Annotated in this window: 22 protein-coding genes and 1 other RNA gene; 6 read left to right on the forward strand and 17 right to left on the reverse strand. The window is 41.7% G+C overall.

The features are described from left to right. The first annotated feature begins 68 nt into the window (after positions 1-68). The gene (locus ACXAFK_RS11555) at positions 69-779 is read left to right on the forward strand and encodes a YebC/PmpR family DNA-binding transcriptional regulator (RefSeq protein WP_224834859.1); all 711 of its coding nucleotides are present in this window, start codon (positions 69-71) and stop codon (positions 777-779) included. A 72-nt stretch (positions 780-851) separates the two neighbouring features. Here ACXAFK_RS11555 and ACXAFK_RS11560 read toward each other — a convergent pair whose 3' ends face one another. The 7 genes from ACXAFK_RS11560 to ACXAFK_RS11590 form a co-directional block, all read right to left on the reverse strand. After that, entirely contained in the window at positions 852-2,972 is a 2,121-nt protein-coding gene (locus ACXAFK_RS11560; RefSeq protein WP_474957872.1) for a M28 family peptidase, read from the reverse strand. Between the two features lie 166 nt (positions 2,973-3,138). Continuing rightward, on the reverse strand, positions 3,139-3,678 hold the full coding sequence (locus ACXAFK_RS11565) for a 1-acyl-sn-glycerol-3-phosphate acyltransferase (protein WP_224834861.1): 540 nt from the start codon (positions 3,676-3,678) through the stop codon (positions 3,139-3,141). 42 nt (positions 3,679-3,720) lie between these two features. Next, entirely contained in the window at positions 3,721-4,848 is a 1,128-nt protein-coding gene (locus ACXAFK_RS11570) for an iron-containing alcohol dehydrogenase family protein (protein ID WP_474957873.1), read from the reverse strand. Then, entirely contained in the window at positions 4,848-5,552 is a 705-nt protein-coding gene (locus ACXAFK_RS11575; protein WP_224834863.1) for an HAD family hydrolase, read from the reverse strand. The genes ACXAFK_RS11570 and ACXAFK_RS11575 overlap by 1 nt, the downstream gene beginning before the upstream one ends. Further along, entirely contained in the window at positions 5,543-6,256 is a 714-nt protein-coding gene (kdsB, locus tag ACXAFK_RS11580) for a 3-deoxy-manno-octulosonate cytidylyltransferase (RefSeq protein ID WP_474958166.1), read from the reverse strand. Before kdsB ends, ACXAFK_RS11575 begins: the two co-directional genes overlap by 10 nt. Before the next feature lie 38 nt (positions 6,257-6,294). Beyond that, on the reverse strand, positions 6,295-6,864 hold the full coding sequence (locus tag ACXAFK_RS11585; protein WP_262902797.1) for a DUF4126 domain-containing protein: 570 nt from the start codon (positions 6,862-6,864) through the stop codon (positions 6,295-6,297). 24 nt (positions 6,865-6,888) lie between these two features. After that, on the reverse strand, positions 6,889-8,322 hold the full coding sequence (locus ACXAFK_RS11590) for an ATP-dependent DNA helicase (RefSeq protein ID WP_224834865.1): 1,434 nt from the start codon (positions 8,320-8,322) through the stop codon (positions 6,889-6,891). 196 nt (positions 8,323-8,518) lie between these two features. On the opposite strand from ACXAFK_RS11590, the gene ACXAFK_RS11595 reads away from it, so the two are divergent. From ACXAFK_RS11595 to rsmD, 3 genes are read left to right on the forward strand one after another with little or no spacing between them, the layout of a single operon-like run. After that, positions 8,519-9,169 carry a hypothetical protein gene (locus ACXAFK_RS11595; RefSeq protein WP_224835645.1) on the forward strand — a complete coding sequence of 217 codons (651 nt, stop codon included), beginning with the start codon at positions 8,519-8,521 and terminating at the stop codon, positions 9,167-9,169. Between the two features lie 2 nt (positions 9,170-9,171). Further along, positions 9,172-9,984 carry a DUF3822 family protein gene (locus ACXAFK_RS11600; RefSeq protein ID WP_474958167.1) on the forward strand — a complete coding sequence of 271 codons (813 nt, stop codon included), beginning with the start codon at positions 9,172-9,174 and terminating at the stop codon, positions 9,982-9,984. Continuing rightward, the gene (gene rsmD, locus ACXAFK_RS11605) at positions 9,985-10,524 is read left to right on the forward strand and encodes a 16S rRNA (guanine(966)-N(2))-methyltransferase RsmD (protein WP_474957874.1); all 540 of its coding nucleotides are present in this window, start codon (positions 9,985-9,987) and stop codon (positions 10,522-10,524) included. On the opposite strand, the gene rnpB is transcribed toward rsmD, so the two are convergent. Beyond that, positions 10,521-10,843: RNase P RNA component class A (rnpB, locus tag ACXAFK_RS11610), an RNA gene on the reverse strand. The two genes, rsmD and rnpB, sit on opposite strands and share 4 nt — an antisense overlap. Before the next feature lie 106 nt (positions 10,844-10,949). Here rnpB and ACXAFK_RS11615 point away from each other — a divergent pair. Further along, positions 10,950-12,725, forward strand: a complete 1,776-nt coding sequence (locus ACXAFK_RS11615; protein ID WP_293295919.1) for a DNA polymerase III subunit gamma/tau — start codon at positions 10,950-10,952, stop codon at positions 12,723-12,725. Between the two features lie 51 nt (positions 12,726-12,776). Further along, positions 12,777-13,358 (forward strand): MiaE family protein, encoded by a 582-nt coding sequence (locus ACXAFK_RS11620; protein WP_474957875.1) that lies wholly within the window; start codon positions 12,777-12,779, stop codon positions 13,356-13,358. Here ACXAFK_RS11620 and ACXAFK_RS11625 read toward each other — a convergent pair. From ACXAFK_RS11625 to rpsA, 9 genes are all read right to left on the reverse strand, one after another. After that, positions 13,355-14,242, reverse strand: a complete 888-nt coding sequence (locus ACXAFK_RS11625; protein ID WP_474957876.1) for a Ppx/GppA phosphatase family protein — start codon at positions 14,240-14,242, stop codon at positions 13,355-13,357. The two genes, ACXAFK_RS11620 and ACXAFK_RS11625, sit on opposite strands and share 4 nt — an antisense overlap. Before the next feature lie 11 nt (positions 14,243-14,253). Then, complete coding sequence (gene ppk1, locus ACXAFK_RS11630) at positions 14,254-16,329, reverse strand: polyphosphate kinase 1 (RefSeq protein ID WP_293295923.1); 2,076 nt, start codon at positions 16,327-16,329, stop codon at positions 14,254-14,256. Beyond that, complete coding sequence (locus ACXAFK_RS11635; protein WP_474957877.1) at positions 16,330-16,818, reverse strand: SixA phosphatase family protein; 489 nt, start codon at positions 16,816-16,818, stop codon at positions 16,330-16,332. An 11-nt stretch (positions 16,819-16,829) separates the two neighbouring features. Beyond that, a complete protein-coding gene (pdxH, locus tag ACXAFK_RS11640) occupies positions 16,830-17,477 on the reverse strand; it encodes a pyridoxamine 5'-phosphate oxidase (protein ID WP_338194191.1) in 648 nt (215 codons plus the stop codon). Positions 17,478-17,542: 65 nt separating this feature from the next. Further along, positions 17,543-18,454: a ribonuclease Z gene (locus ACXAFK_RS11645; protein WP_474957878.1), complete on the reverse strand. Its 912-nt coding sequence runs from the start codon at positions 18,452-18,454 to the stop codon at positions 17,543-17,545. Next, the gene (locus ACXAFK_RS11650) at positions 18,451-18,783 is read right to left on the reverse strand and encodes a ribonuclease Z (RefSeq protein WP_474957879.1); all 333 of its coding nucleotides are present in this window, start codon (positions 18,781-18,783) and stop codon (positions 18,451-18,453) included. Before ACXAFK_RS11650 ends, ACXAFK_RS11645 begins: the two co-directional genes overlap by 4 nt. Positions 18,784-18,786: 3 nt before the next feature. After that, the gene (locus ACXAFK_RS11655) at positions 18,787-19,713 is read right to left on the reverse strand and encodes an aspartate carbamoyltransferase catalytic subunit (protein ID WP_224834875.1); all 927 of its coding nucleotides are present in this window, start codon (positions 19,711-19,713) and stop codon (positions 18,787-18,789) included. Positions 19,714-19,719: 6 nt separating this feature from the next. Beyond that, positions 19,720-20,256, reverse strand: coding sequence for a bifunctional pyr operon transcriptional regulator/uracil phosphoribosyltransferase PyrR (gene pyrR, locus ACXAFK_RS11660; protein WP_224834876.1), 537 nt, complete (start codon positions 20,254-20,256; stop codon positions 19,720-19,722). A 115-nt stretch (positions 20,257-20,371) separates the two neighbouring features. After that, complete coding sequence (gene rpsA / locus ACXAFK_RS11665; RefSeq protein WP_474957880.1) at positions 20,372-22,210, reverse strand: 30S ribosomal protein S1; 1,839 nt, start codon at positions 22,208-22,210, stop codon at positions 20,372-20,374. Positions 22,211-22,428: the final 218 nt, after the last annotated feature.

A 22,428-nucleotide genomic window follows, 5' to 3' on the forward strand; every position in this document is an offset into this window, starting at 1 on the left:
TGAAAGCAATCAACTTGACAAAGGGGCATTTTTTGTTAAATTTGCCCTCATCCAGAATTTAAGATTTTATGGGAAGAGCGTTCGAGTTTAGAAAAGCACGAAAAATGAAACGTTGGGCAGCCATGTCCAAAGCGTTTACCAGAATTGGTAAAGATATTGTAATGGCCGTTAAGGAAGGTGGCCCCGACCCCGATGCCAATGCAAAGCTCCGTGCCGTAATTCAGAATGCCAAGGCAGTAAACATGCCAAAGGACAACATTGAAAGAGCAATCAAAAGAGCTTCCGATAAAAACCAAGGGGATTACAAAGAGGTGCTTTTTGAAGGGTATGCCCCACATGGCATTGCCATTTTGATCGAGACCGCAACCGACAACAATACCAGAACCGTGGCCAATATCCGCAGTTATTTTAATAAATGTAACGGAAGTTTGGGTACATCTGGCTCTGTTGAATTTATGTTCGACCATACTTGTAACTTTACCATAAAGTCCGAAGGACTTGACCCGGAAGAATTGGAACTCGAAATGATCGATTTTGGTGCTGAGGAAGTGTTTGTGGACGAAGATGGTATCCACATTTATGCACCTTTCGAAAACTTTGGAGCCATTCAAAAAGAATTGGAATCGCGCGAGATAGAAATAATTTCCTCCGGATTCGACCGTATTCCGCAAGTAACCAAAGAACTTAACGAAGAAGAAGCGGCAGATGTAGAAAAGCTTTTGGAAAAAATCGAGGAAGACGACGATGTACAGAACGTGTTCCACAGCATGAAGGAATAAATTCCAAACACCTTAAAAGCAAAAGGGCGCGATTAAAATCGCGCCCTTTTTAGTATGTACAAAGGTGTTCAACTACGAGATGCTCTGTGCCAATTTAAGAATCTTATCGGCCAAAGATTGTATGGCAGCGGCATAGCGCTCGTCCCACTCTTCCAACCTTTCGGAAGAAGTCAAGGAAATCTCATATTCCAAACCTGGTAACATCCAGGATGCGTAGCCACTAAAAGGGTCCGTGGATGCATATATCGACTTAAACCAAGAGCCATAGTACATGCCCTTTTCATCAATAAAGCTTTTTTCCAAAGCTAACAATTGCTTGTTGATACTTTTAATTTCTTTTTTGGACAACGTACCGGATGCCAAAACATCGGATAGGGCTTTGTCCAAAATTTCAGTGTTATTATCCAACACCTTAATAGATGCTTCAACTTTATCGAAGCCCTTAAATTCTGTATCGAATGCCTCGATCTTTTTAACAGCGTTGGCAAAATGTACTTTTAAATCAGTGGAATATCTTTTCACGTCATACGGAATAACTTCTGCATTGGCCAACCGCAGAGCCATTAAACCTGCGAACTGCTCTATGGTACCTCCCATTTTAAATTCTGGATCTGCAAAGGTTTTATAATAGTGAAAACTATCGTAATTCGTGTGATAAAGTGTTGGTCCTCCTGCTCCTCCACTAACGGATGGAACACCTACGTGCATATAAAATCCGATATGATCGGAACCTCCTCCCAAGTTTCCAATACGAGGCTCTTCTTTATCGCCCCTCCATTGATCATAGAGTGTTTTATCAGTGTAGGGATAATTTACTTTTTTGGACATTTGGGTAACCAGATTCTTTAATGTCGGAGAAGATGAGGCCCCGAAATTTTTACCGGAAACACCACCGTCAAAATTGAGATAGGCTACAGCTTTAGCACCAAGTTCGTCCCTTAATTGTTCTACCCATTCCGATGATCCGATCACTCCATGCTCTTCCGCATCCCAATGGGCAATAAGAATGGATCTTTTGGGGGCCATACCCTTTTTAATAAGTTTACCAATGGATTCGCTCAAGCCCAACAGCATGGCCGTACCACTGTTAGGATCTGTAGCGCCAAAAGCCCAAGCATCGTAATGGCAACCAAGAATAATCCACTCGTCCGGGTATTCCGTTCCTTTAAAAGTACCTACCACATTGCTTACTCGAACAAACTCTTTGGGCTGATCTACTTTTACACGTACCGTGAGCCCATCTCCCCCTTCTAACCTATATGTAAAGGGCAATCCTCCCTGCCAAGCATTGGGAACAGGTTTTCCCTGCATCCTGCCCAATATTTCTTTTGCCGAACCATAGGGCAATGGCAACACCGGAATGGTATGCAAATCCGTTTCGGAGGGGTCCAACCGATCGACCTTCTTTTTGCCATCCAATGGCAATGCAGGTTCAAATGGGGTCAAAGGATCGCCCTGATAATCCAATGTCAGTACGGAGCCCCTCTGAATGCCGCTCTCGTTATAATTATGTCCGTTGGGGTATACAAGGCCTTTCATGTAACCACTATCTTCTGGGTCGGTGTACATAATAAGTCCTGCAGCGCCGTACTGTTCGGCAAACTTGGCCTTGTAACCGCGGAAATTACGACCGTAACGGGCAATAACAATTTTGCCCTTTACATTGACCCCCATCTCCTCCAACTTTTCAAAATCCTCTTTGGTTCCATAATTGGCATATACTACGGTAGAAGTAACATCGCCACTACCGGAATAGGCGTTCCATCCCTTTTCCAAGGTAGGATCCGAGGAAAACTTGTCCTCTGCCAAGATATCCTCTTGTTGATTTAGTGGCATACGCAACGGTGTCACCAATTCCACCGCGGAACTTCCACCTGTTGTGGTCATGTAAATATCATAGGGATATAATTTTACGTCCATTCCCGCATTTTCCATCACACCCGCCATGTATGCCGCAACTTTCTCATTGGCAGCTGTTCCTGCTACGTGGGGCCGTTCCGTTAATGTTTTTAGATGTTCCCTAAATTTTGGATAATCCACTTGGCTTTTAAAGGTCTCCTCCAATTTTTCTTGCTCCTGTAATGAGGCTGGTGTATATCCTTGCCAGTCTTGTGCCGAAATAATTGAAGTGGACATTAAACCGGCCGCTACAAATAGTTTAAAGCAATTTTTAGTTGAGTTTTTTTGAATCATAATTTGATTGGTTATTAGTTGCCTAAATATAAGATATTTCGGCGTCTAAGTCCACCCTCGACCCAAGCTATCTTCGGCTCGTGTTACCATCAAAAATCTTTTTTCGATTTAAGTAGTGGAACCGCATATTTAATGATGATGAATATAAAGTTGGGATACAGGGCACTTAAAAGCTATATTCGCGTACTTTTCCTGTTACGCCTTGGTAGAAGGCGTGAATTTTATCGAAATCCTTTTCTTGATCAGTAGTCGTAAAAAATGGTCGACCTATTTTGATTTCCTTTTTTCCAAAGTCAAAGGCAACCATTACAATGGGTACCTTGGCCTTTTTTGCAATATGATAAAATCCGGTTTTTAACTGGGCGACTTTTTTTCGTGTGCCCTCCGGCGCCAGTGCAAACCTGAAGACCTTTCGTTCATTAAAAACCTGAACAATGCTGTCCACGGTATTGGAATTTTTGGAACGATCTACCGGCGCACCTCCGGTCCACCTAAAAAACCATCCGAAGGGCGGTTTGAACAAACTCTTTTTTCCGATATAATTGATTTCTTGGTTTATTACCTTTCTGATCAACAAGCCCAAAAAGAAATCCAACCAATGGGTATGTGGAACCACAATTACAACGCATTTATCCACTTGGGGAAAAGAACCGTTGAGTTTCCATCCCAAAATTTTAAAATATATGAATTTGGCAAGCCTTTGCATGGGCTTCATGTTATTTGTCCATAATCAGATCCGGAACAAATTTTAGATTTTTTGATACAATGCCCGTAACCGTTCCGGGGTCATGATGTTTTTCCAATTCTTGCCCAGTGCATTTTCCCAAAGGGGTTCCAATCCCATCGCAACATTCACCATCACATCAAAATCGTTTTGGGTAAGGTCGGCGCAAACACCTTGTGGCAGTGTAATATTGTGTTTATCCATCATTTTATTGAACAGTTGCACCCCTTCCGGATAAAATTCCTCCAGATGCTGGAAAACCAAACAGTTTCCTATACCGTGCTTAACCCCCAATAAATAAGAAAGTCCGTAGCTCATGGCATGCGCAACACCTACTTGAGAGTAGGCAATACTCATTCCTCCATGCCAAGATGCCATCATTAATTTATCCCTTGATTCTTCGGAGGGAATGTCGTTAAGGTACACTTCCAGACAAAGTTCCATGGCCTTTTCCCCATAACTTTGGCTAAAGGCGTTTAAATATGTTCCGGTCAAAGATTCCACACAGTGAATAAAACAATCCATTCCCGTATAAAACCATTGCTGCTTGGGAACACTTTTGGTTAAATCCGGATCTAAAATAACTTGGTCGAAGGTTGTATAGTCTGAATTTATCCCCAGTTTTTTTTCCGGTCCCAGCAATACTGTGGTTCGGGACACTTCTGCTCCGGTCCCGCTAATGGTAGGTATCCCAACATGATAAAGTGCGGGGTGGCCCACCAAATCCCATCCTTGGTAATCTTTGGCCAATCCTTTGTTGTTCAGTAGTATGGAAACGGCTTTTGCCAAATCCAAAAGGGTACCTCCGCCTATACCGATTATACCGGAGGGCGCCTCTTCATATTTTTGACGTATTTGGGAAACCAACGCATCAACTTGAGCGGTTTTGGGTTCTTCTTCTGCAGAAATAAATATAACCTCGTCGTTGAACAACAGGGGCAAAGTTGACAGGAACTCACTATTTTCGAAATAATCGTCGACCAAAAATATAAACGGTGCTTCCGAACTTGTTCGCTTGGGCAACAAAACATCTCCTAATTGCGAAAAACTCCCCACCCCAAAGATTACCTTCGGCACCATTGGAAAGTTCTTGTACATAGTTTTACGGGTCGATGAAGTTTGTTGATTTTTCAAGTTGTTCTCTGTCTTCATTAATTATCCAAATACTTCAAAATATCTTTGATGTTGTTTAATTTGAGATGGTTGTTCACCATTTCATCTTCGGCTACCATCTCGTGGGCCCAAGTGGTGTGAAAAGGCACGTGCACGGCCTTTGCTCCTATATTGAGAATAGGAAGGACATCTGATTTCAATGAATTTCCGATCATTAAAAATTCGTTGACATCTATATTCAAATGCTCCAACAAATTACTATAATTATTTTCTTTTTTGTCGCTAAGCACTTCTACATGATGAAAATACTTGGAAAGGCCGGACTTGTCCAATTTTCGTTCCTGGTCCAATAGATCCCCTTTGGTGAGTACTATCAACCTATACTTTCCGGCCAATTTGGACAGCACTTCCTCTACTCCGTCCAGCAATTCCACCGGGTGTGCAATCATCTTTTTTCCAAGGTTCAAAATCTCGGAAATGGTCTGTTGCGGTACTTTATTGTTGGAGAGGTCCAGTGCGGATTCTATCATGGAGAGCATAAACCCCTTTATCCCGTAGCCATAGCTTTCCAAGTTGGCCATTTCCATCTTGAACAGTTCTTGGTCTATCTTGTTTTTGGTCTCATAGCCGTCCAATAGTTCCGCAAATTTTTCTTCGGTGTCCCTAAAATAGGTTTCGTTAACCCAAAGGGTATCATCTGCATCAAATCCTATTACTTTTATGTTGGAGAAATCTACTTCCATACCTTTCTAGCTCTTTCCAAATCTTCGGGTGTATCTATTTCGATGCCTGTCACGTGGGTTTCTACCATTTTTATTTTTTTTCCATACTCCAAAAAACGTATGGCCTCAATTTTTTCTTTCGCCTCTAGGGGCAACATTTCCAGCCTTTGAAAATCCATTAGGGCCCTTTTTCTAAAAACGTACACACCTTTATGTTTATAGTAGGTCGCATCCACTTCCTTATCTCTTGGATAGGGAATGGGAGAACGGGAAAAATAGAGCGCAAAACCTTGATTGTCCACAACTACCTTAACCGTATTGGGATTGGATATTTCTTCCCAATCCGTAATGGGTGTCATCAAGGAGCCAAGGTCGATTTCTTTTTCTTCATCATTTTTGAAGACCTTTATGATCTTCGCCAAGCTATCTGCATCAATAAATGGTTCGTCTCCCTGCACATTGATCACAATGTCCACCTCCATATTCTCCACGGCTTCCGCTATTCTATCGCTACCACTCTCATGAGTTTTTTTGCTCATGATCACATTTCCGCCTATGTTTTCTATCACTTCAGAAATGATAGGGCTGTCCGTCACAACGTATACTTCATCAAAAAGACCTGTGTTTACAGCTGCTTCGTATGTGCGCACAATTACGGGCTTACCCCCAAGGTCCTGCATTAGTTTGGCAGGAAACCTTGATGCTTGATAGCGGGCGGGTATCATTGATATTATTTTCACTACTATTTATATATGATTGGATGTTATCTTTTGGGTCTGAGCTTCCTGTAGATCCTGAATATGATCAATAATATGATAATTACAAGAATGGCGGCTATGGGCGGCACTAAGATCGACGCAGTACTTACTGCAACGGCGGTCCCGGTCTCCACCGTGGACACCAATGGGTTGGCCAAGCCTCCCGTTGTTCCGCTAGATGCCAGTCTGCCGGCCGCATTTGCCCCTTTGATCATAGTTGCGGTCCCACCACCTGCAATAATGGCCAAAGACCAGGTGACCACAGGGTCTAAATTGGCAGCAGTAGAAACTACAACTGCGGTACCTGCAATCCCTGCCAAAGGTATGGCTAGACTATCCAAGGCATTGTCCACCCATGGAATAAAATAGGCAAATATCTCTACAATTGTGGCAACCCCCAAGGTTATCAATGCTGTTAGACTGCCTATCCATTGCCAGCTTTCGTTGAGTTCCCATACCCCTAAATATGCTGCAAAACTTAGAGCAAAAAGTGGTAAAAAAACACGGAAGCCCACGGAAGCCGCCAAACCTATCCCTAGGAACAAACTTATTAATGTATCTGGTTCTATATTCATGCCGATGTCTAAAATAGGATATTCCTAGTCAAGAAAAAAATCATCCTTAAAACCTATAAGGTATAGTTTTCTTTCGGCCCTGGTAACTGCGGTATACAACCATCTCAAATAATCTTTATCCACCCCATTGGGCAAGTAAGGTTGTTCAACAAAAACGGTATCCCATTGTCCTCCTTGTGATTTATGGCAAGTAATTGCATAAGAAAATTTTACCTGTAGCGCATTGAAGAACTTATTGTTCTTTACCCCGAGAAATTTTTTGTATTTGGATTTTTCGTGGGCGTAGTCCTTCATTACTTCTTGGTAAAGTCTATTGCCGTCTTCGTAAGATAAGGATGGTGTTTCGGCCGTTATAGTGTCGAGTAAAAGAACAGTTTCAAAGGGTTTCTGATTGGGATAATCCACCATTTTTACTTTTACCTCGGCAAACTTGAAACCATAAAGTTCTTTGATCGCAAACAGCTCCAGTACTTCGATTATATCCCCATTGGCTATAAAACCAGCCTCGGAGTTTGGTTTTAGCCAAAAGTAATTGTTCTTGACCACCATCATATAATCGCCTACCGAAATCTCGTTGTCAAGAAAAAGAATACGTTCCCTAATATTTTGGTTGTATAGGTTGGCCCTTTTGTTGGAGCGAACTATGATCGCCGTCTGTTCTTTTCCGTTCTCACTGTAAGAGGAATCAATGGCCTCCTGTATCTCGTTCCCTTCCAACAGGCGCACTATATCCGTGTATGTGCCCAATTCAAACTTGAAGCCGTCAAAAAAATCGGACTGTAGTTGCTCCCTCAGATTGGTTGCATTGTATAGGATTCCGGAGTCATCAGCTTGGCGCATGACCTCGTTCAATTCCAAACACGCTACTTCCTTATTATAGTTTAAGGACAAACGATCTTCATCAAGGGCAGGGCTAAGTTCCAATTTTACAGGGGGCAACTGTGCGGTATCCCCGATCAATATTAATTTGCAGTTATGGCCAGAGTGAACATAATGCATAAGATCGTCCAACAAGGAGCCGTTCTCGAACAATTTGGAATCGGCGGGCGAGTCCGGAATCATGGATGCCTCGTCTACAATAAAAATCGTATTCCTGTGCTTGTTCGGAGCCAACACAAATTGGATTCCTCCACCGGTTTGTTTTTTGGGGAAATATATTTTTTTGTGGATGGTGTAAGCTGTATTGCCCGAATAAACCGACATAACTTTTGCTGCCCGCCCTGTCGGCGCCATTAAAACAGCACTCATTTTTACCTTCCATAAACTACTCACCAAGGTAGCGATCAAGGTAGTTTTTCCTGTTCCAGCGAACCCTTTTAAAAGGAAGAGCTCGTCCTTTTTTCCATCTAACACAAAGTTAGACAGCTTTTTAAGTGCCAGACCTTGTTTTATGGTAGGTTCGTGCGGAAATTTTTCGTTTAAAATCTTTAAAAATCCTGGTGCGGTAAAATCGTTCATGAGCGCTAAATATAGGGCGCTCTTTTTTAAAGCAAAAAGTTTCGCAATTAAAAAAATATTGTAGATTTGTCTGTAACCACTAAATTAACTTTGAAAGACAGTATCAGATATGTTAAATTTAATTCTTATTGTTGTAATCATATGCCTTGTGACCATAGGGCTTGTATTTTTGATCGATAGATTTTTACCTCAAAAAATAAAGCCGGTACTAGTAATTCTTTTCGGTATTCTAAGTATTTTCCTAGGTTTCAAGATTTACGATTCTATCAACGCCCCCATTGAGTTCAATAAGGTAAGGAACGAAAGGTTCTCAAAAGTGATCGACAAGCTTAAGGACATTAGAGATTCCCAAGAAGCGTATAAAACAGTAAACGGTAAATATGCAGGTGATTTTGAGAGCTTGATAAAGTTTATTGACACTGGGAGCTATACCATTACCACGCAAAGGGACTCGTCTTTTATGAGATATGACCGAGCCTATCAAATTGATATGCAACAAGATACAATCATCATCGATACATTGGGCACTGTTAAGGTCAAAGATTCCCTATTTGGTGCGGACACCCGCTACAAAAACATGATGGATGTTCCTTTTGCCCAAAACAACGAAAAGTTTGAAATGAAAGCTGATATTATCGACAAGAGCGGATACAAAGCTCCGGTTTTTGAAGCGAAAGTAAAAAAGAACGTTGTTCTATACGATCAACCGCAAGATTTGGTAGAAAAGGAGAACTCTTACCAAAGTGTGGAAGAAGTAAATGGTACAGAAATTAAAGTTGGTTCCCTAACGGATGTAAGTACCAATGGTAATTGGCCCCCTATTTACGATAGGAAAAAGAATAACTAGTTATAGTACAGAAAGAAACAAATAAGACCTATAGAAAATTGTCCATTCAAGCTGGCTTGAATGGACTTTCTTTTTGTGTAATGGATACCATTACAAATAAAATTCTTGCCTTTGAGCGACAAAGTTTTAAAACTCAGCTCACCCCCTACCTCGTACTAAAAGAGTTGAAAGAAAAACTTAGCAATCAGGAAGAAATTGGGCAAAATTTTTCCGAAGTAATGGTAATACACAAGAACAGTATGTTCAGCTTGGTGCCCAAGCCTATATTTAATGAAGGGGAACTCCCAAACTACCTTAAGTTCAATGCCAAAATAATGGCAAACGACCTTATCGCGTACGATGAAATCCCAAATCAGGATATCATTAATGTGTATATTCCCTATACCAATATCAACAACTATATTTTTGAGCTTTTTGGAGAATTTGAGTTCAAGCATAGCGGAACGGTTCTCATCAATACCTTGCTCAACCAAAACAGACCTTCTTCCGAACCCATATGTTATGTTCAGATTGCTGAGCGAGAAATGGAGGTAATGGTAATCTCCAACAAAAAACTGTTGTTCTACAATCAGTTCGAGTACAGCACCAAAGAGGACTTTTTGTACTACCTTTTATTCAGTTTGGAGCAATTACAAATGGATTTGGAAAAAGTGCAGCTCAAACTCTTCGGGACCATAGAAGAAGGAGACCCTATTTACGACCTTTGTTACCAGTACATTAAAAACATTTCCGTATTTGTGCCCGGCAATACGGTTTTTCCTGTAGACCAACTGGAGAACGAGAGTATAGATTTTTCCATTTTAAGTTCTCTCTAAATGAGGATCATATCCGGAAAATACAAAGGGAAGCGCCTCACTGCGCCGAAAAAATTACCTGTTCGCCCAACTACCGACATGGCCAAAGAAGCACTGTTCAACATTTTGAACAATAGGTTTTATTTTGATGAGCTCAATGTGCTCGATCTATTCTCCGGTACAGGCAACATAAGTTATGAGTTTGCCTCCAGGGGATGCAAAAAGATAACTGCCGTGGACGGACATCAAGGGTGCGTCCGCTATATTGCCCGAACAACACAAGAGCTGGATTTTCCCATCGCTACCGTAAAATCCGATGTATATAAATTTTTACAGGCCACTCCAGAAAAGTTCAACCTTATTTTTGCCGACCCACCGTATGATTTTGATAAGGGGCAGTTTTTAAAAATCGCCGACCTGGTTTTTGACAATGGACTCTTGCTCGAAGACGGTCTCCTTATTATTGAGCATTCCGAACAAACAACTCTTTCCGAGCACCCCAAATTCACGGAGCAGAGAAAATATGGCGGAAGTATTTTCAGTTTTTTTGAAGCTCAATAAAAAGCAGGCCATAAGCCGGATTCTGTAGACCCCAAATCAATGTAGGGAGCTCCTTATCATTTATCTAGACAAATGGTTGCCCAAGTGTTCCAACCGCCTACCCTCCAACTCGAGCGTGCAGCCCTCAAGTGTTGGTTTACATGGCGTTTCACCGCATAGAGTTTGCCGATTTCACTACAGCCGAACTGTACTTGCTTTCTGTTGCACTGGTCCTCGTCTTACAACGGACGGGCGTTACCCGCTATGCCGCACTTTGGTGTCCGGACTTTCCTCTCCAAGCTTGGTTGCCCGTACTTGCAGCGATAAGGTGGCCTGCTGTTTACAAAGGTAGTTCAATTGTTAATAAAAAACAGCTTAACTGTGCTCGAGCAGTCCACTTTGCCCGATCCTATTTTTATATTTGTAATAATTCTATTTTCCCAGCATTGGAACCATTTATAGTATCAGCTAGAAAATATAGACCGCAAACCTTTAAGGATGTGGTGGGGCAGTCCTCCATCACAAATACCTTAATGAACGCCATTGAAAACGATCATTTGGCGCAAGCATTATTATTTTGTGGACCAAGAGGCGTTGGCAAAACCACCTGTGCCCGTATTTTGGCAAAAAAGATAAACCAAGATGGTACAGAAAAGGAGGATGAAGATTTTGCCTTCAATATTTTTGAGTTGGATGCAGCTTCCAACAACTCCGTGGATGACATCCGTAGTTTAATTGATCAGGTACGCATTCCTCCACAAACGGGCAAGTACAAAGTGTATATTATTGATGAGGTGCATATGCTCTCACAATCTGCATTCAATGCTTTTTTGAAGACTTTGGAGGAACCGCCTAAGCACGCTATTTTTATTCTGGCGACCACCGAAAAACACAAAATTATCCCTACCATATTATCGCGTTGCCAAATCTTCGATTTTAAACGGATCACGGTAAAAGATGCAGCGGAATACCTTAAGCACATTGCCGAACAACAAGGTATACAGGCAGAAGAAAGTGCTTTACATATTATTGCCCAAAAAGCAGATGGGGCCATGCGCGATGCCCTCTCCATTTTTGATAGGGTGGTCAGCTTCTCTGGAAAGGAACTTACCCGTAAGGCGGTCACGGAAAACCTGAATGTCCTTGATTATGATATTTATTTTTCCGCAACAGATTTAATTCTAGAAAACAATATTCCAGAACTTTTGATCCTGTTCAACAGAACCCTTTCCCTTGGGTTCGATGGCCATCATTTTATAAGTGGCCTTGCATCCCACTTTAGAGATCTATTGGTTTGTCAGCATCCGGACACTTTACATCTTATGGAGGTTGGAGACGATGTTAAGCAACAATACCAAGATCAGGCAAAAAAAGTTACCAAAGATTTTCTTTTAAAGGCCATAGACCTTGCCAATGATTGCGACCTAAAGTATAAGAGCAGTAAAAATCAACGGTTATTGGTAGAACTTACCCTTATGAAATTAGCATCCATCACTTACGATGGAGAAAAAAAAAACTCTAATTTCATAATTCCAGCATCACGGTTTACCACACAATCCACGCCCAAAACAAGCGACACGCAGGCAGGTCAAGCCAAAGTTCAGACTATAGCTTCCTCGGTGGAAAAGAAAGTCCAACCATCAACGACAGAGGTTAGAACCGTCGAAGAGAAAGTTCCTATGCCCCAACAGGCAGAAACAAAAAAAATCGACTCCCCAAAAGAGGATAACCCGACTCAAAAAATAAACATTAAAAGTCCTAAAAAACGTGTTTCGGGACTTTCGCTGTCCAGTATCAAAATAAAAAAAGAGCACGAGAACATTAAATCCCCAACAGTAAACGAGGAGGATTTACCACACGATACGTTTTTAGAGGTGGACATGCAAAAACATTGGGACGATTTTGTGCAACAGTTGGAAAAACAAGGCCGCAAAATATTGGCCAGCAACCTCCAAACAGATGTTCCCAAAATGAAGAACGAGAATACGATTTGGATCGAGCTTCCCAACAGCACCATGAAAAAGGAAATTGAACGGGAACAAAGTCTGATGCTGGATTACCTTAAACAAAAGTTGAACAATTATTCAATTTCACTCCATATTACGGTGAACGAGGAAGTTGCGAAAAAATTCGCCTTTACCCCAGAGGAGAAATATGAAAAATTGAAGGAGAAAAATCCAAACATCGAACTCCTTCGGAAAGAGTTCGACCTTGATTTTTAAACATACCGCACAATACTTTTATCTTTGTATCCATAAATTTAAAACTGATTCATGTTAGGCCTAAAACTACCAACGGACCCACGATGGGTGAACATTGTTGAAAAGAACATCGAAGAAATTTTGACAGATCATGCCTATTGCGAACAAAAAGCGGCAAGTACCGCTATTTCCCTGATCATTGGTTTTCCCGAAAAGTCGGAATTGGTAAAGGAAATGACGGCCCTCGCCCGTGAGGAGATGGGGCATTTTAACATGGTCCATGATAAAATTATACAGCGGGGATGGGTATTGGGCCGTGAACGCAAGGATGAGTACGTTATAGAACTCATGAAGTTTTTCCCAAAAGGTGGAAGCAGGGAAACACATTTGGTACACAAACTCTTGTATGCTGCATTGATAGAGGCTCGTAGTTGCGAGCGTTTTAGATTGCTATCGGAAGAGATTAACGACGAAGAACTGTCCGAGTTTTATCGCAACTTAATGGTAAGTGAAGCCAACCACTACACTATGTTTTTAAGATTTGCGCGCAAATACGGAAATCGAGAGGAAGTCGATCAAAAATGGGAAGCGCTTTTGGAACATGAAGCTCAATTAATGAAAGCCCTCGGCAAAAAGGAAACCATGCACGGTTAATCTTCTTTATAGTACAAAGTTTTGATCATACCATCGGCAAGACCAATTTTTGGAACAAGAATTTTTTTGGCCTTGCTCCACTTTGCTGCGTTTAAGAATATTTTGGTCGCGGGTATAATTACATCTGCACGGTCTTGATTTAGGCCAAGCTCCGAAATCCTGTCTTCGTAGGCCATACTGTCCAAAAAATGGTATTGGGCATTCAACCAAATATAGGAAAGGGGCTGACCGACCTTTCTACCGGACATTTTGTGCAATTTATTTATGTTTCCGCCAGAACCAATAATTTCGACGGTGGCATCCGAAGGGAGATTGGATTTGATCCAGGTTTTTATCTCGTCCCAAACTGCATCATTCACCAAATTGTTTAAAATCCGGAGCGTGCCTATTTTAAATGATTTGGAAAAAATAGGCAACCCCTTGTCGATTATAGTAAATTCCGTACTACCGCCCCCTACATCCACATACAGGTAGAGCCTATCATTTTTAATAATATCCTTAAGATCGGTCGAGGCAATGATCGATGCTTCCTCTTTACCATCGATGATCTGAATATCGACCCCCGATCCCTTTCTTACCCTAGTTATTACCTGCTTCCCGTTTTTGGCTTCCCTAAGTGCCGAAGTGGCACAGGCCATATATTTTTCCACACCATAAACGTCCATTAAAAGTTTAAAGGACTGCATGGTCTTTACCAATCGATTGAGGTTCCGTTCGGAGATTTCACCGTTCAAAAAGGCATCTTCCCCCAAACGAACCGGCACCCTGACCAATTCACTTTTTTTGAACTTAGTGGGCCTGTCTTGGTACTCGATTACATTGTTGATCAACAATCTGACCGCGTTGGAACCAATATCGATAGCTGCAAATTTCTTTATAACCAAATCCAGTGATCTTAAGATTCCAGTTTTCGCTTGTAATAATCGTACACTTCAAACTGCGACCTAAACTCGGCCGCTCCCTTGGACCGTTTTCTGTAGGCGTTGTCTTGTTTGGCCGAAAATATTCTGGCCTTTGAGTTATCGTTCCAGGAAATCTCAAAAGTATCCAGTAGTTCTTGTCGGATGTCCTCATCATAAATAGGGCAACCCACCTCTACCCTAAAATCCAGGTTACGTGTCATCCAATCTGCGGAGGATATATAAATTTTCGGGTCTCCCCCGTTTCCAAAAATAAATAGCCTGGGGTGTTCCAAAAACTTATCCACTACACTTATGGCCTCAATATTCTCGCTCATTCCCTCGACACCGGGAATTAAGCAGCAGATTCCGCGGACAATCATTTTTATTTTTACCCCGGCCCTACTGGCCTCGTACAGCTTATCTACCATTTTATAGGAGGTAAGACTGTTCATCTTTATTTTAATGTAGGCCTCTTTTCCTTCGCGTGCGCAGGCTATTTCCCTATCGATCAACTTCATAAAAGTTGATTTTGTATAGTGTGGTGATACGATCAAGTGTTTGTACTTGTTGATCTTGTAATTGGTCTCAAAGAATCCGAACACTTTGTTCATATCCTTTAATATGCCCTGATGGGCGGTAAACAAGGTGTAATCTGTATAGATTTTTGCCGTGGACTCGTTAAAATTACCGGTACTTATAAACCCATATCGTTTTAGCCCGCCTTCTTCCTCGCGCTCCACCAAACAGATCTTACTGTGCACCTTTAAGCCGGGCACGCCAAAAATCAACTGTACACCTTCGTCCTGTAGATAATTGGCATATTCGATATTGTTCTGCTCATCGAACCTGGCCTGCAGTTCTATTTGTACGGTTACCTGTTTTCCATTTTTTACCGCGTTTACCAATGCCGAGGCTATTTGGCTATCGCTGGCCAATCGATAAATGGTGATTTTAATGCTACGGACTTGGGGGTCCAGGGCCGCCTCGCGCAAAAATTTGGTGACATAACTAAATGTATGGTAAGGAGCATAGATCATATAGTCCTTATGCGCGATAATATCCAACAAACTCCCTTTCATGCTCAGCCCTTTTACCGGCAAAGGTTCTATTTTGTCGTACATAAGGTCTTGGCGCCCCAAGCTCGGAAAACCCATATAATCCCTTCTGTTATGGTAACGTCCACCGGGAATAACACTATCAGTATCCATAATGTCCATTTTTTCCTTTAGGAACTGAAGAGTGTCCTTATCGATACTTTTATCGTAAACAAAGCGAACCGGGTCGCTTATTTTTCTGTGTTCTACACTCGAAGAAATTTTCTCGATAAAACTTTTACTTAAATCATTATCGATATCCAATTCGGCATCTCTGGTAATCTTGATCATGTGCGCGGAAATGGATTCAAAATCGAACATGGTAAAAACACTGTCCAAGCAAAAACGAATAAGATCGTCCAGCATGATCACATAGTCCTTATCTCCCTCTTTGGGCAAAACCACAAAACGGTCGATACCTTTTGGAATTTCGATCAATGCATATCGATTGTGTTTTCCTCCGGGCGAACCGTTTTTCATTACGATCTTTACGGCCAAATAAGCTGCCGTATCCTTCAAAAGTGGAAATTCCGTAAGGTCGTTCAAGATAATGGTCATTAATTCTTGATTCACCTTTTTAAAGAAATAGTCCCTTATAAATTCGGCCTGATTTTGGTTGACCTCGGTTTCTCGAATTATAAAAATGTTCTTCTCCCTAAGCTCTCTGTCAATTTCCTTGAAGATAACCAGACTACGGGCCTGTTGATCGATCACAATTTTGGTGATTTCCTCTAACAAATCTTTGGCCTTTTCTCCCCCTAAAACACTCTTTCCCGTTTTTCCGGCGTCCACGATTCGTTTAACCGTAGCATAGCGAACCTTGAAGAATTCATCTAAATTGTTACTGAAAATCCCTAGAAACCGTAATCGGTCGATCAATGGAACCCTAGGATCTTTGCTCTCTTGCAGCACCCTGGCGTTAAATTGCAGCCAACTGATTTCCCTGTTGATATATTCGTTCTTTGTTTTTACCATCTATTTTTTCAAGTGTTTTGGAAAGACCATTTGCTTTGTAATGCCCTTGGATATTTTGGACCAATCGTCCACACCAAATGTAATGTGCACAAGTCCTGCCGTGGGAACGTTTTCAATATACTGATCTCCCCATGTATTTGCAAGTGAAGTAAAGGCGTAGTTGTGACCAAATATGGCCACTGTTTTCAAATTGTTGTCCAATCGGTGTATGAACCTCTCCACACTATCTCCCGAAAAATCGTATAACTCATTATTTATTCTAAAATTAGAAAGATCAAATTCAAGATTTCCAACAAAAATCATACTCGTATGCAGTGCACGAATCGCCGGACTGGAATATATAAAATCCATTTGCGGAGCGTGGATTTTAAATGTTTTGGACACCAAATGGGCATCGTTGATACCACGCTCCTTTAAAGGCCTGTCCTTATCGGAAGCATCGTAATCCCAAGAGGATTTCCCATGGCGCATCAATATCAGTTGTTTCATCGTTTATAGGATTAGGGGGCCAACCGTTCTATTTTCCAATCGTAATCATCTTGAAGGGTATATCGTATTCTATCGTGGAGTCTGTTGGGGCGTCCCTGCCAAAATTCTATGGATATGGGCCTTACCAAATAACCTCCCCAATATTCGGGTCGTGGCACTTCCTGTCCTTCATACTCTTGTTCCAGCTCCTTTAGTTTTTTTTCGAGATAGTCCCGGGAAGGTACTACTTCGCTTTGGTCGGAAACCACCGCTCCAAGTTGACTCCCAGTAGGTCGCGATTCAAAATAGCCATCGGATAGATTCTCGGCAATTTTTTCTGCTTTGCCCTTTATGATCACTTGACGTTCCATATTTGGCCAAAAAAAGGATAGGCATATGGATGGATTGGCCTCGATGGCCTTGCCTTTTTCACTTTGGTAGTTGGTGTAAAATATAAAGCCCTCGAAAGTAAACTTCTTCATCAGCACTACTCTACTTTTTGGAAATCCATCCAGGCCAAGGGTAGATACCGTCATGGCATTAGGTTCGTCCACGCCGTCCGAGGCTTCAACTTCGTAGAACCATTTTTGGAATTGCTCAAGGGGGTTTTCCTTTACGGTTGCCTCGGTCAACTCACTTTTTTCGTAAGATTTTCTATAATTGCTCAGGTCTTTTTGCATGTTGTGAAGTTCGTCAAAAATAGATTCAACTCAAAGCCATGCACCTGTAAAAGAATGGTAATTTTTTATGCTCCAAAGTCAAACTCTTTACCATCGTCGGCGAGTTCCACTACCGGAAAAACCTCTTTGGCCTCCTTTTTAAAAAGCTCAATTGATCTGTACCTAGTGGAATAATGTCCCAACACCAAAAGACTGGCGTTGGCCTTATGGGCAATTTGAGCTGCCTGTTTGGCTGTGGCATGTTTTGTTTTTTCGCACAAATGCGATTCCGACTCAAGAAAAGTGGATTCGTGATAGAGCACGGTGACATCTTTTATAATGGGTAAAATCCCTTCATTATAAACCGTATCGCTGCAAAAAGCATAACTTTTTGGTGCTGGTGGATCTAAAGTGAGTTGTTTATTGGGCACCGTCTTACCAAACTTATCCACACCATCGACCCCTTCCTTTATTTTAATGAACTGACTTTTATCTACTCCATGTTTTCTGGCCGCATCAATATTCAGAGTCCTGGGCGCTTCTTTTTCTTGAAATAGGAATCCATTGGTATACACTCTGTGAATCAATGGAATGGTACGTACGGTCACCTTTTCGTCTTCGTAGACAATTTCGGATTCTTTCGATTCCAATTCATGGAAGACCAAAGGGTAATTGGTCCAAGAATCGCCCAATTTTAAAAGTAAAGTAATGGCCTGTTTGATGCCTTTTGGACCGTAAATGTGCATTTCTTTATCTCTGCCCAGTAATCGGAAAGTGGATATAAGGCCAGGCAAACCAAAAAAATGATCGCCATGGAGATGAGAAATAAAAATATGGTTGATTCTGGAGAACTTGATCTTATATTTTCTCAATTGGACTTGGGTCCCTTCACCACAATCGATCAAAAAAAGATGGTTCTTTATTTCGAGTACCTGAGAGGTAGGATTGGTAAATGTTCGTGGTGTAGCGGCATAGCAACCTAACACTGTTAGTTTCATAGTCCAAGGTCACGTTCAATTTCTTCCATTTCGATCAGGTCTTTGGCTTCTTGCAAGGTGGGTACCACACTGATCTCTTCCGGTATTTCGTCGTAACCCAGTTTATCTGTAACCAAAACAAAAGATTGTCCTGATGCCTTGTGAGTGTTGGAAATATCCAAAAACTCAAGAATGTTGCTCACCGTCAGCTGGTCAAAGGAAAATAGGTTGATAACTATGTTATCATGCTTTAATTTTGGGTAGGCTTTGTTCAAATTTTCCAGAAAACCAGAAAGGGTTGTGTTCTCTTGGAAAACTATGGTTGTTGTGCCTTCTTTATCGAAAATCATGTCTTACTTAATTTTTGATGCCAATAGGTAAAGTACCGCCATTCGAACGGCCACACCATTCTCAACCTGATGCAAAATAATGGACTGATCGGAATCGGCCACATCGCTGGTAATTTCCACACCTCTATTAATGGGACCTGGATGCATAATCACAATTTCTTTGTCCAAACTGTTCAACAGCTCCTTGTTCACCCCAAACTGTTGGGTGTATTCTCTGGTGGAAGGAAAATAACTGATATCCATCCGTTCGTTCTGTACCCGAAGCATGTTGGCCACATCGCACCATTCCAAGGCTTTTCTCAAATTGGTCTCCACCCCTACACCCAAGGACTCTATGTATTTTGGAATCAGTGTTTTTGGGCCACAAACTTTAACATTGGCGCCTTGTAATTTTAAGGCAAATATATTGGAGAGTGCTACTCTGGAATGAAGAATATCACCTACTATCACAACATTCTTACCACCTACGTCGCCCAGTTTCTCTCTTATAGAAAAAGAATCCAACAATGCTTGTGTTGGGTGTTCATGGGCCCCGTCCCCTGCATTTACGATGGAGGCATTTACATGTTGGGATAAAAATATTCCTGCTCCAGGGTTAGGGTGGCGCATCACTACCATATCCACTTTCATGGACAGGATATTATTTACGGTATCAATAAGGGTCTCCCCTTTTTTGACGGAAGATTGTCCTGCCGAGAAATTGACCACATCGGCGGAAAGCCGTTTTTCCGCAAGCTCGAAAGATAGTTTTGTTCGGGTACTGTTCTCAAAAAAGATGTTGGCAATGGTAATATCCCGAAGGGTTGGCACCTTTTTAATGGAACGGTTGATGACCTCCTTAAAATGGTCTGCCGTTTCAAAAATGAGCGATATATCCTTTTTGTTCAGATATTTTATTCCCAACAAGTGATTTACACTTAACTCGCTCATTATCTATTATTTGCTTACTAAATATACTTTATCTTCGCCGTCGTTTTCTTGCCACATCACTTTTACTTTTTCTTCGTTTATGGCATCCACTTGTCGGCCGCGGTAGGTCGGCTGAATGGGCAAATGCCTGCTAAATCTACGATCGATCAAGGTTAAAAGTTCAATATTGCTCGGTCTTCCAAAGGATTGGATGGCGGTAAGGGCCGCCCGGATACTTCTTCCTGTGTAAAGAACATCATCTATAAACACTACTTTTTTGTCCTCTACCAAAAAATTCATTTGTGTGGAATTGGCCTTAAGGATTTCCCCTCGTCCAAAATCGTCCCTAAAAAATGTGATGTCCAAGAAACCAAGGTCAATATGTTTGACTTTGTATTCTTTTTTGAGGATTTTCACCAATCTTTCTGCCAAAAAAACGCCTCTGGGCTGAATACCTATGAGTGCGGTATTGGCAAAATCCAAATGGTTTTCCATTAGCTGACAGGCCAACCGGTGCAGTATGATGTTGATTTCCTTTGAAGTAAGCAGTACTTTTTGACTCATATGCTGTGTGCGACCAACTCGGTTGACCACAAAAGTAAGCAATTCTTTAAAATGTTCGGAACATAAAAAAGCCCCGACTGTTTCCAGCGGGGCTTAGTATCATTGAAAAGTCCGATTACTTTTTCTTGGAATCGGCTTCCATCTTGTCTTTCAATGCTTGCAACTGTGAGTTGGCATCTCCAAGGGTCGGAGCAGCTTCGTCGCTAGACGTGGCTCTTTTCTTGGCAGCGGCTTTCACATTTCTGTCTTCTTGCTCTCTAAAGATTGCCGTGTGGCTGGCCACAACTCTCTTGAAATCTTTATTGAACTCGATGATCTTGAATTCGGCCTCTTCTCCTTTTACCAATTTCTTGCCGTCTTCTTTTTCCATGTGACGTTGTGGAACAAACCCAACGATGTCCTCGTTGAAGTTGATAGTCGCTCCTTTGTCAACAACCTCTGCAATTGCAGCTTTGTGAATTGTTCCTTCAGCAAACTCCTCGGAGTATTTATCCCAAGGGTTTTCTGTGGTCTGCTTGTGACCAAGGCTCAACTTGCGTCCATCCACGTCCAATTCCAATACTTCCACCTCCAAAGTGTCACCTACGGTAACAAACTCGGATGGGTGCTTGATTTTCTTGGTCCATGAAAGGTCGGAGATATAGATCAAACCATCAATTCCTTCTTCCAACTCTACGAATACACCAAAGTTGGTAAAGTTTCTAACGATTCCTTTATGTCTTGACCCTACAGGATATTTAGTAGTAATATCGGTCCATGGGTCTGGGGTCAATTGCTTGATGCCCAACGACATTTTGCGATCTTCCCTGTCCAAGGTCAATACAACAGCTTCAACTTCATCACCTACGTTTACGAAGTCTTGTGCTGATCTTAGGTGGGTGCTCCACGACATTTCAGAAACGTGGATCAATCCTTCTACGCCTTCGGCAACTTCGATAAATGCACCGTAATCTGCGATTACCACTACCTTACCTTTAACTTTGTCACCTACTTTGATCTCATCGCCAAGGGCATCCCATGGGTGTTTCTCCAATTGTTTAAGACCCAACTGGATTCTAGACTTGTTATCATCGAAGTCCAAGATTACCACGTTCAATTTCTGGTCTAGCTCCACAACCTCGTTCGGATGGTTGATACGGCTCCAGGAAAGATCGGTAATGTGAACCAAACCATCCACACCTCCAAGATCGATAAATACCCCATAAGATGTAATGTTCTTGACCACACCTTCCAATACTTGACCTTTTTCCAATTGGCCGATGATCTCTTTTTTCTGTTCTTCGATATCCGCTTCGATCAAAGCTTTGTGCGACACCACTACGTTTTTGAACTCGTGGTTGATCTTTACTACTTTGAACTCCATGGTCTTACCTACGTACTGATCGTAATCACGGATAGGCTTCACATCGATCTGGGAACCTGGCAAGAAAGCTTCGATTCCGAATACGTCAACGATCATACCACCTTTGGTACGGCATTTAACGAAACCGGTAACGATTTCTTCTTTGTCGTGTGCGTTGTTGACACGCTCCCAAGCCTTAATGGTTCTAGCCTTACGGTGAGACAATACCAATTGACCGGTCTTGTCTTCGCGAATATCAATAAGTACCTCGACTTTATCCCCAACTTTTAGGTCTGGATTATATCGGAACTCATTTAAGGAAATTACACCTTCGGATTTTGCATTGATGTCGATAATGGCCTCACGATCAGTCATGTGAACAACTTTTCCTTCCACTACTTCCTCGTCCGCAGTGTCCACAAAGTTTTCCTCCACAAGCGTTTCGAACTCTTTAAGCTTTGTATCGTCTACGCGCTCAATTCCTTCTTCGTACTTGTCCCAGTCAAAATTTTCAAGAAATTCTTGTGGATCTTGTTTGGGCTGTGTTTCTTCTTTTACTACTGATGCTGCGGCAGTTTCTTCTACCTCAACGTTTTGTTTTTCTTCAGCCATGCTGCTGATTTAAATTTGTATTCCACGTTTTACAAGAGTCAAACAATTACCGCGGAAGTGGTTTTAAATAATTTTCTAGATTCCCTTTTCTCTTGCCTCCTTGTTAAAAAGGTGTGCAAAAATACAATTAAATTATTGATTCACAAAGCCTACACATATGGTTTTCAATGAAAAAATGATGACTTGTTAATGCCTTTCAAAACTAAGGCTTGTATTTA

It is taken from the genome of Flagellimonas sp. ABD4_174 (assembly GCF_056160185.1).

Bases quoted from the DNA above. Each gene is read 5' to 3' on its own strand.
- ACXAFK_RS11555 (WP_224834859.1), top strand. From the start codon at position 69: ATGGGAAGAGCGTTCGAGTTTAGAAAAGCACGAAAAATGAAACGTTGG.
- ACXAFK_RS11560 (WP_474957872.1), bottom strand. From the start codon at position 2,972: ATGATTCAAAAAAACTCAACTAAAAATTGCTTTAAACTATTTGTAGCG.
- ACXAFK_RS11565 (WP_224834861.1), bottom strand. From the start codon at position 3,678: ATGCAAAGGCTTGCCAAATTCATATATTTTAAAATTTTGGGATGGAAA.
- ACXAFK_RS11570 (WP_474957873.1), bottom strand. From the start codon at position 4,848: ATGAAGACAGAGAACAACTTGAAAAATCAACAAACTTCATCGACCCGT.
- ACXAFK_RS11575 (WP_224834863.1), bottom strand. From the start codon at position 5,552: ATGGAAGTAGATTTCTCCAACATAAAAGTAATAGGATTTGATGCAGAT.
- kdsB (WP_474958166.1), bottom strand. From the start codon at position 6,256: ATGATACCCGCCCGCTATCAAGCATCAAGGTTTCCTGCCAAACTAATG.
- ACXAFK_RS11585 (WP_262902797.1), bottom strand. From the start codon at position 6,864: ATGAATATAGAACCAGATACATTAATAAGTTTGTTCCTAGGGATAGGT.
- ACXAFK_RS11590 (WP_224834865.1), bottom strand. From the start codon at position 8,322: ATGAACGATTTTACCGCACCAGGATTTTTAAAGATTTTAAACGAAAAA.
- rsmD (WP_474957874.1), top strand. From the start codon at position 9,985: ATGAGGATCATATCCGGAAAATACAAAGGGAAGCGCCTCACTGCGCCG.
- ACXAFK_RS11620 (WP_474957875.1), top strand. From the start codon at position 12,777: ATGTTAGGCCTAAAACTACCAACGGACCCACGATGGGTGAACATTGTT.
- ppk1 (WP_293295923.1), bottom strand. From the start codon at position 16,329: ATGGTAAAAACAAAGAACGAATATATCAACAGGGAAATCAGTTGGCTG.
- ACXAFK_RS11635 (WP_474957877.1), bottom strand. From the start codon at position 16,818: ATGAAACAACTGATATTGATGCGCCATGGGAAATCCTCTTGGGATTAC.
- pdxH (WP_338194191.1), bottom strand. From the start codon at position 17,477: ATGCAAAAAGACCTGAGCAATTATAGAAAATCTTACGAAAAAAGTGAG.
- ACXAFK_RS11645 (WP_474957878.1), bottom strand. From the start codon at position 18,454: ATGAAACTAACAGTGTTAGGTTGCTATGCCGCTACACCACGAACATTT.
- ACXAFK_RS11650 (WP_474957879.1), bottom strand. From the start codon at position 18,783: ATGATTTTCGATAAAGAAGGCACAACAACCATAGTTTTCCAAGAGAAC.
- ACXAFK_RS11655 (WP_224834875.1), bottom strand. From the start codon at position 19,713: ATGAGCGAGTTAAGTGTAAATCACTTGTTGGGAATAAAATATCTGAAC.
- pyrR (WP_224834876.1), bottom strand. From the start codon at position 20,256: ATGAGTCAAAAAGTACTGCTTACTTCAAAGGAAATCAACATCATACTG.
- rpsA (WP_474957880.1), bottom strand. From the start codon at position 22,210: ATGGCTGAAGAAAAACAAAACGTTGAGGTAGAAGAAACTGCCGCAGCA.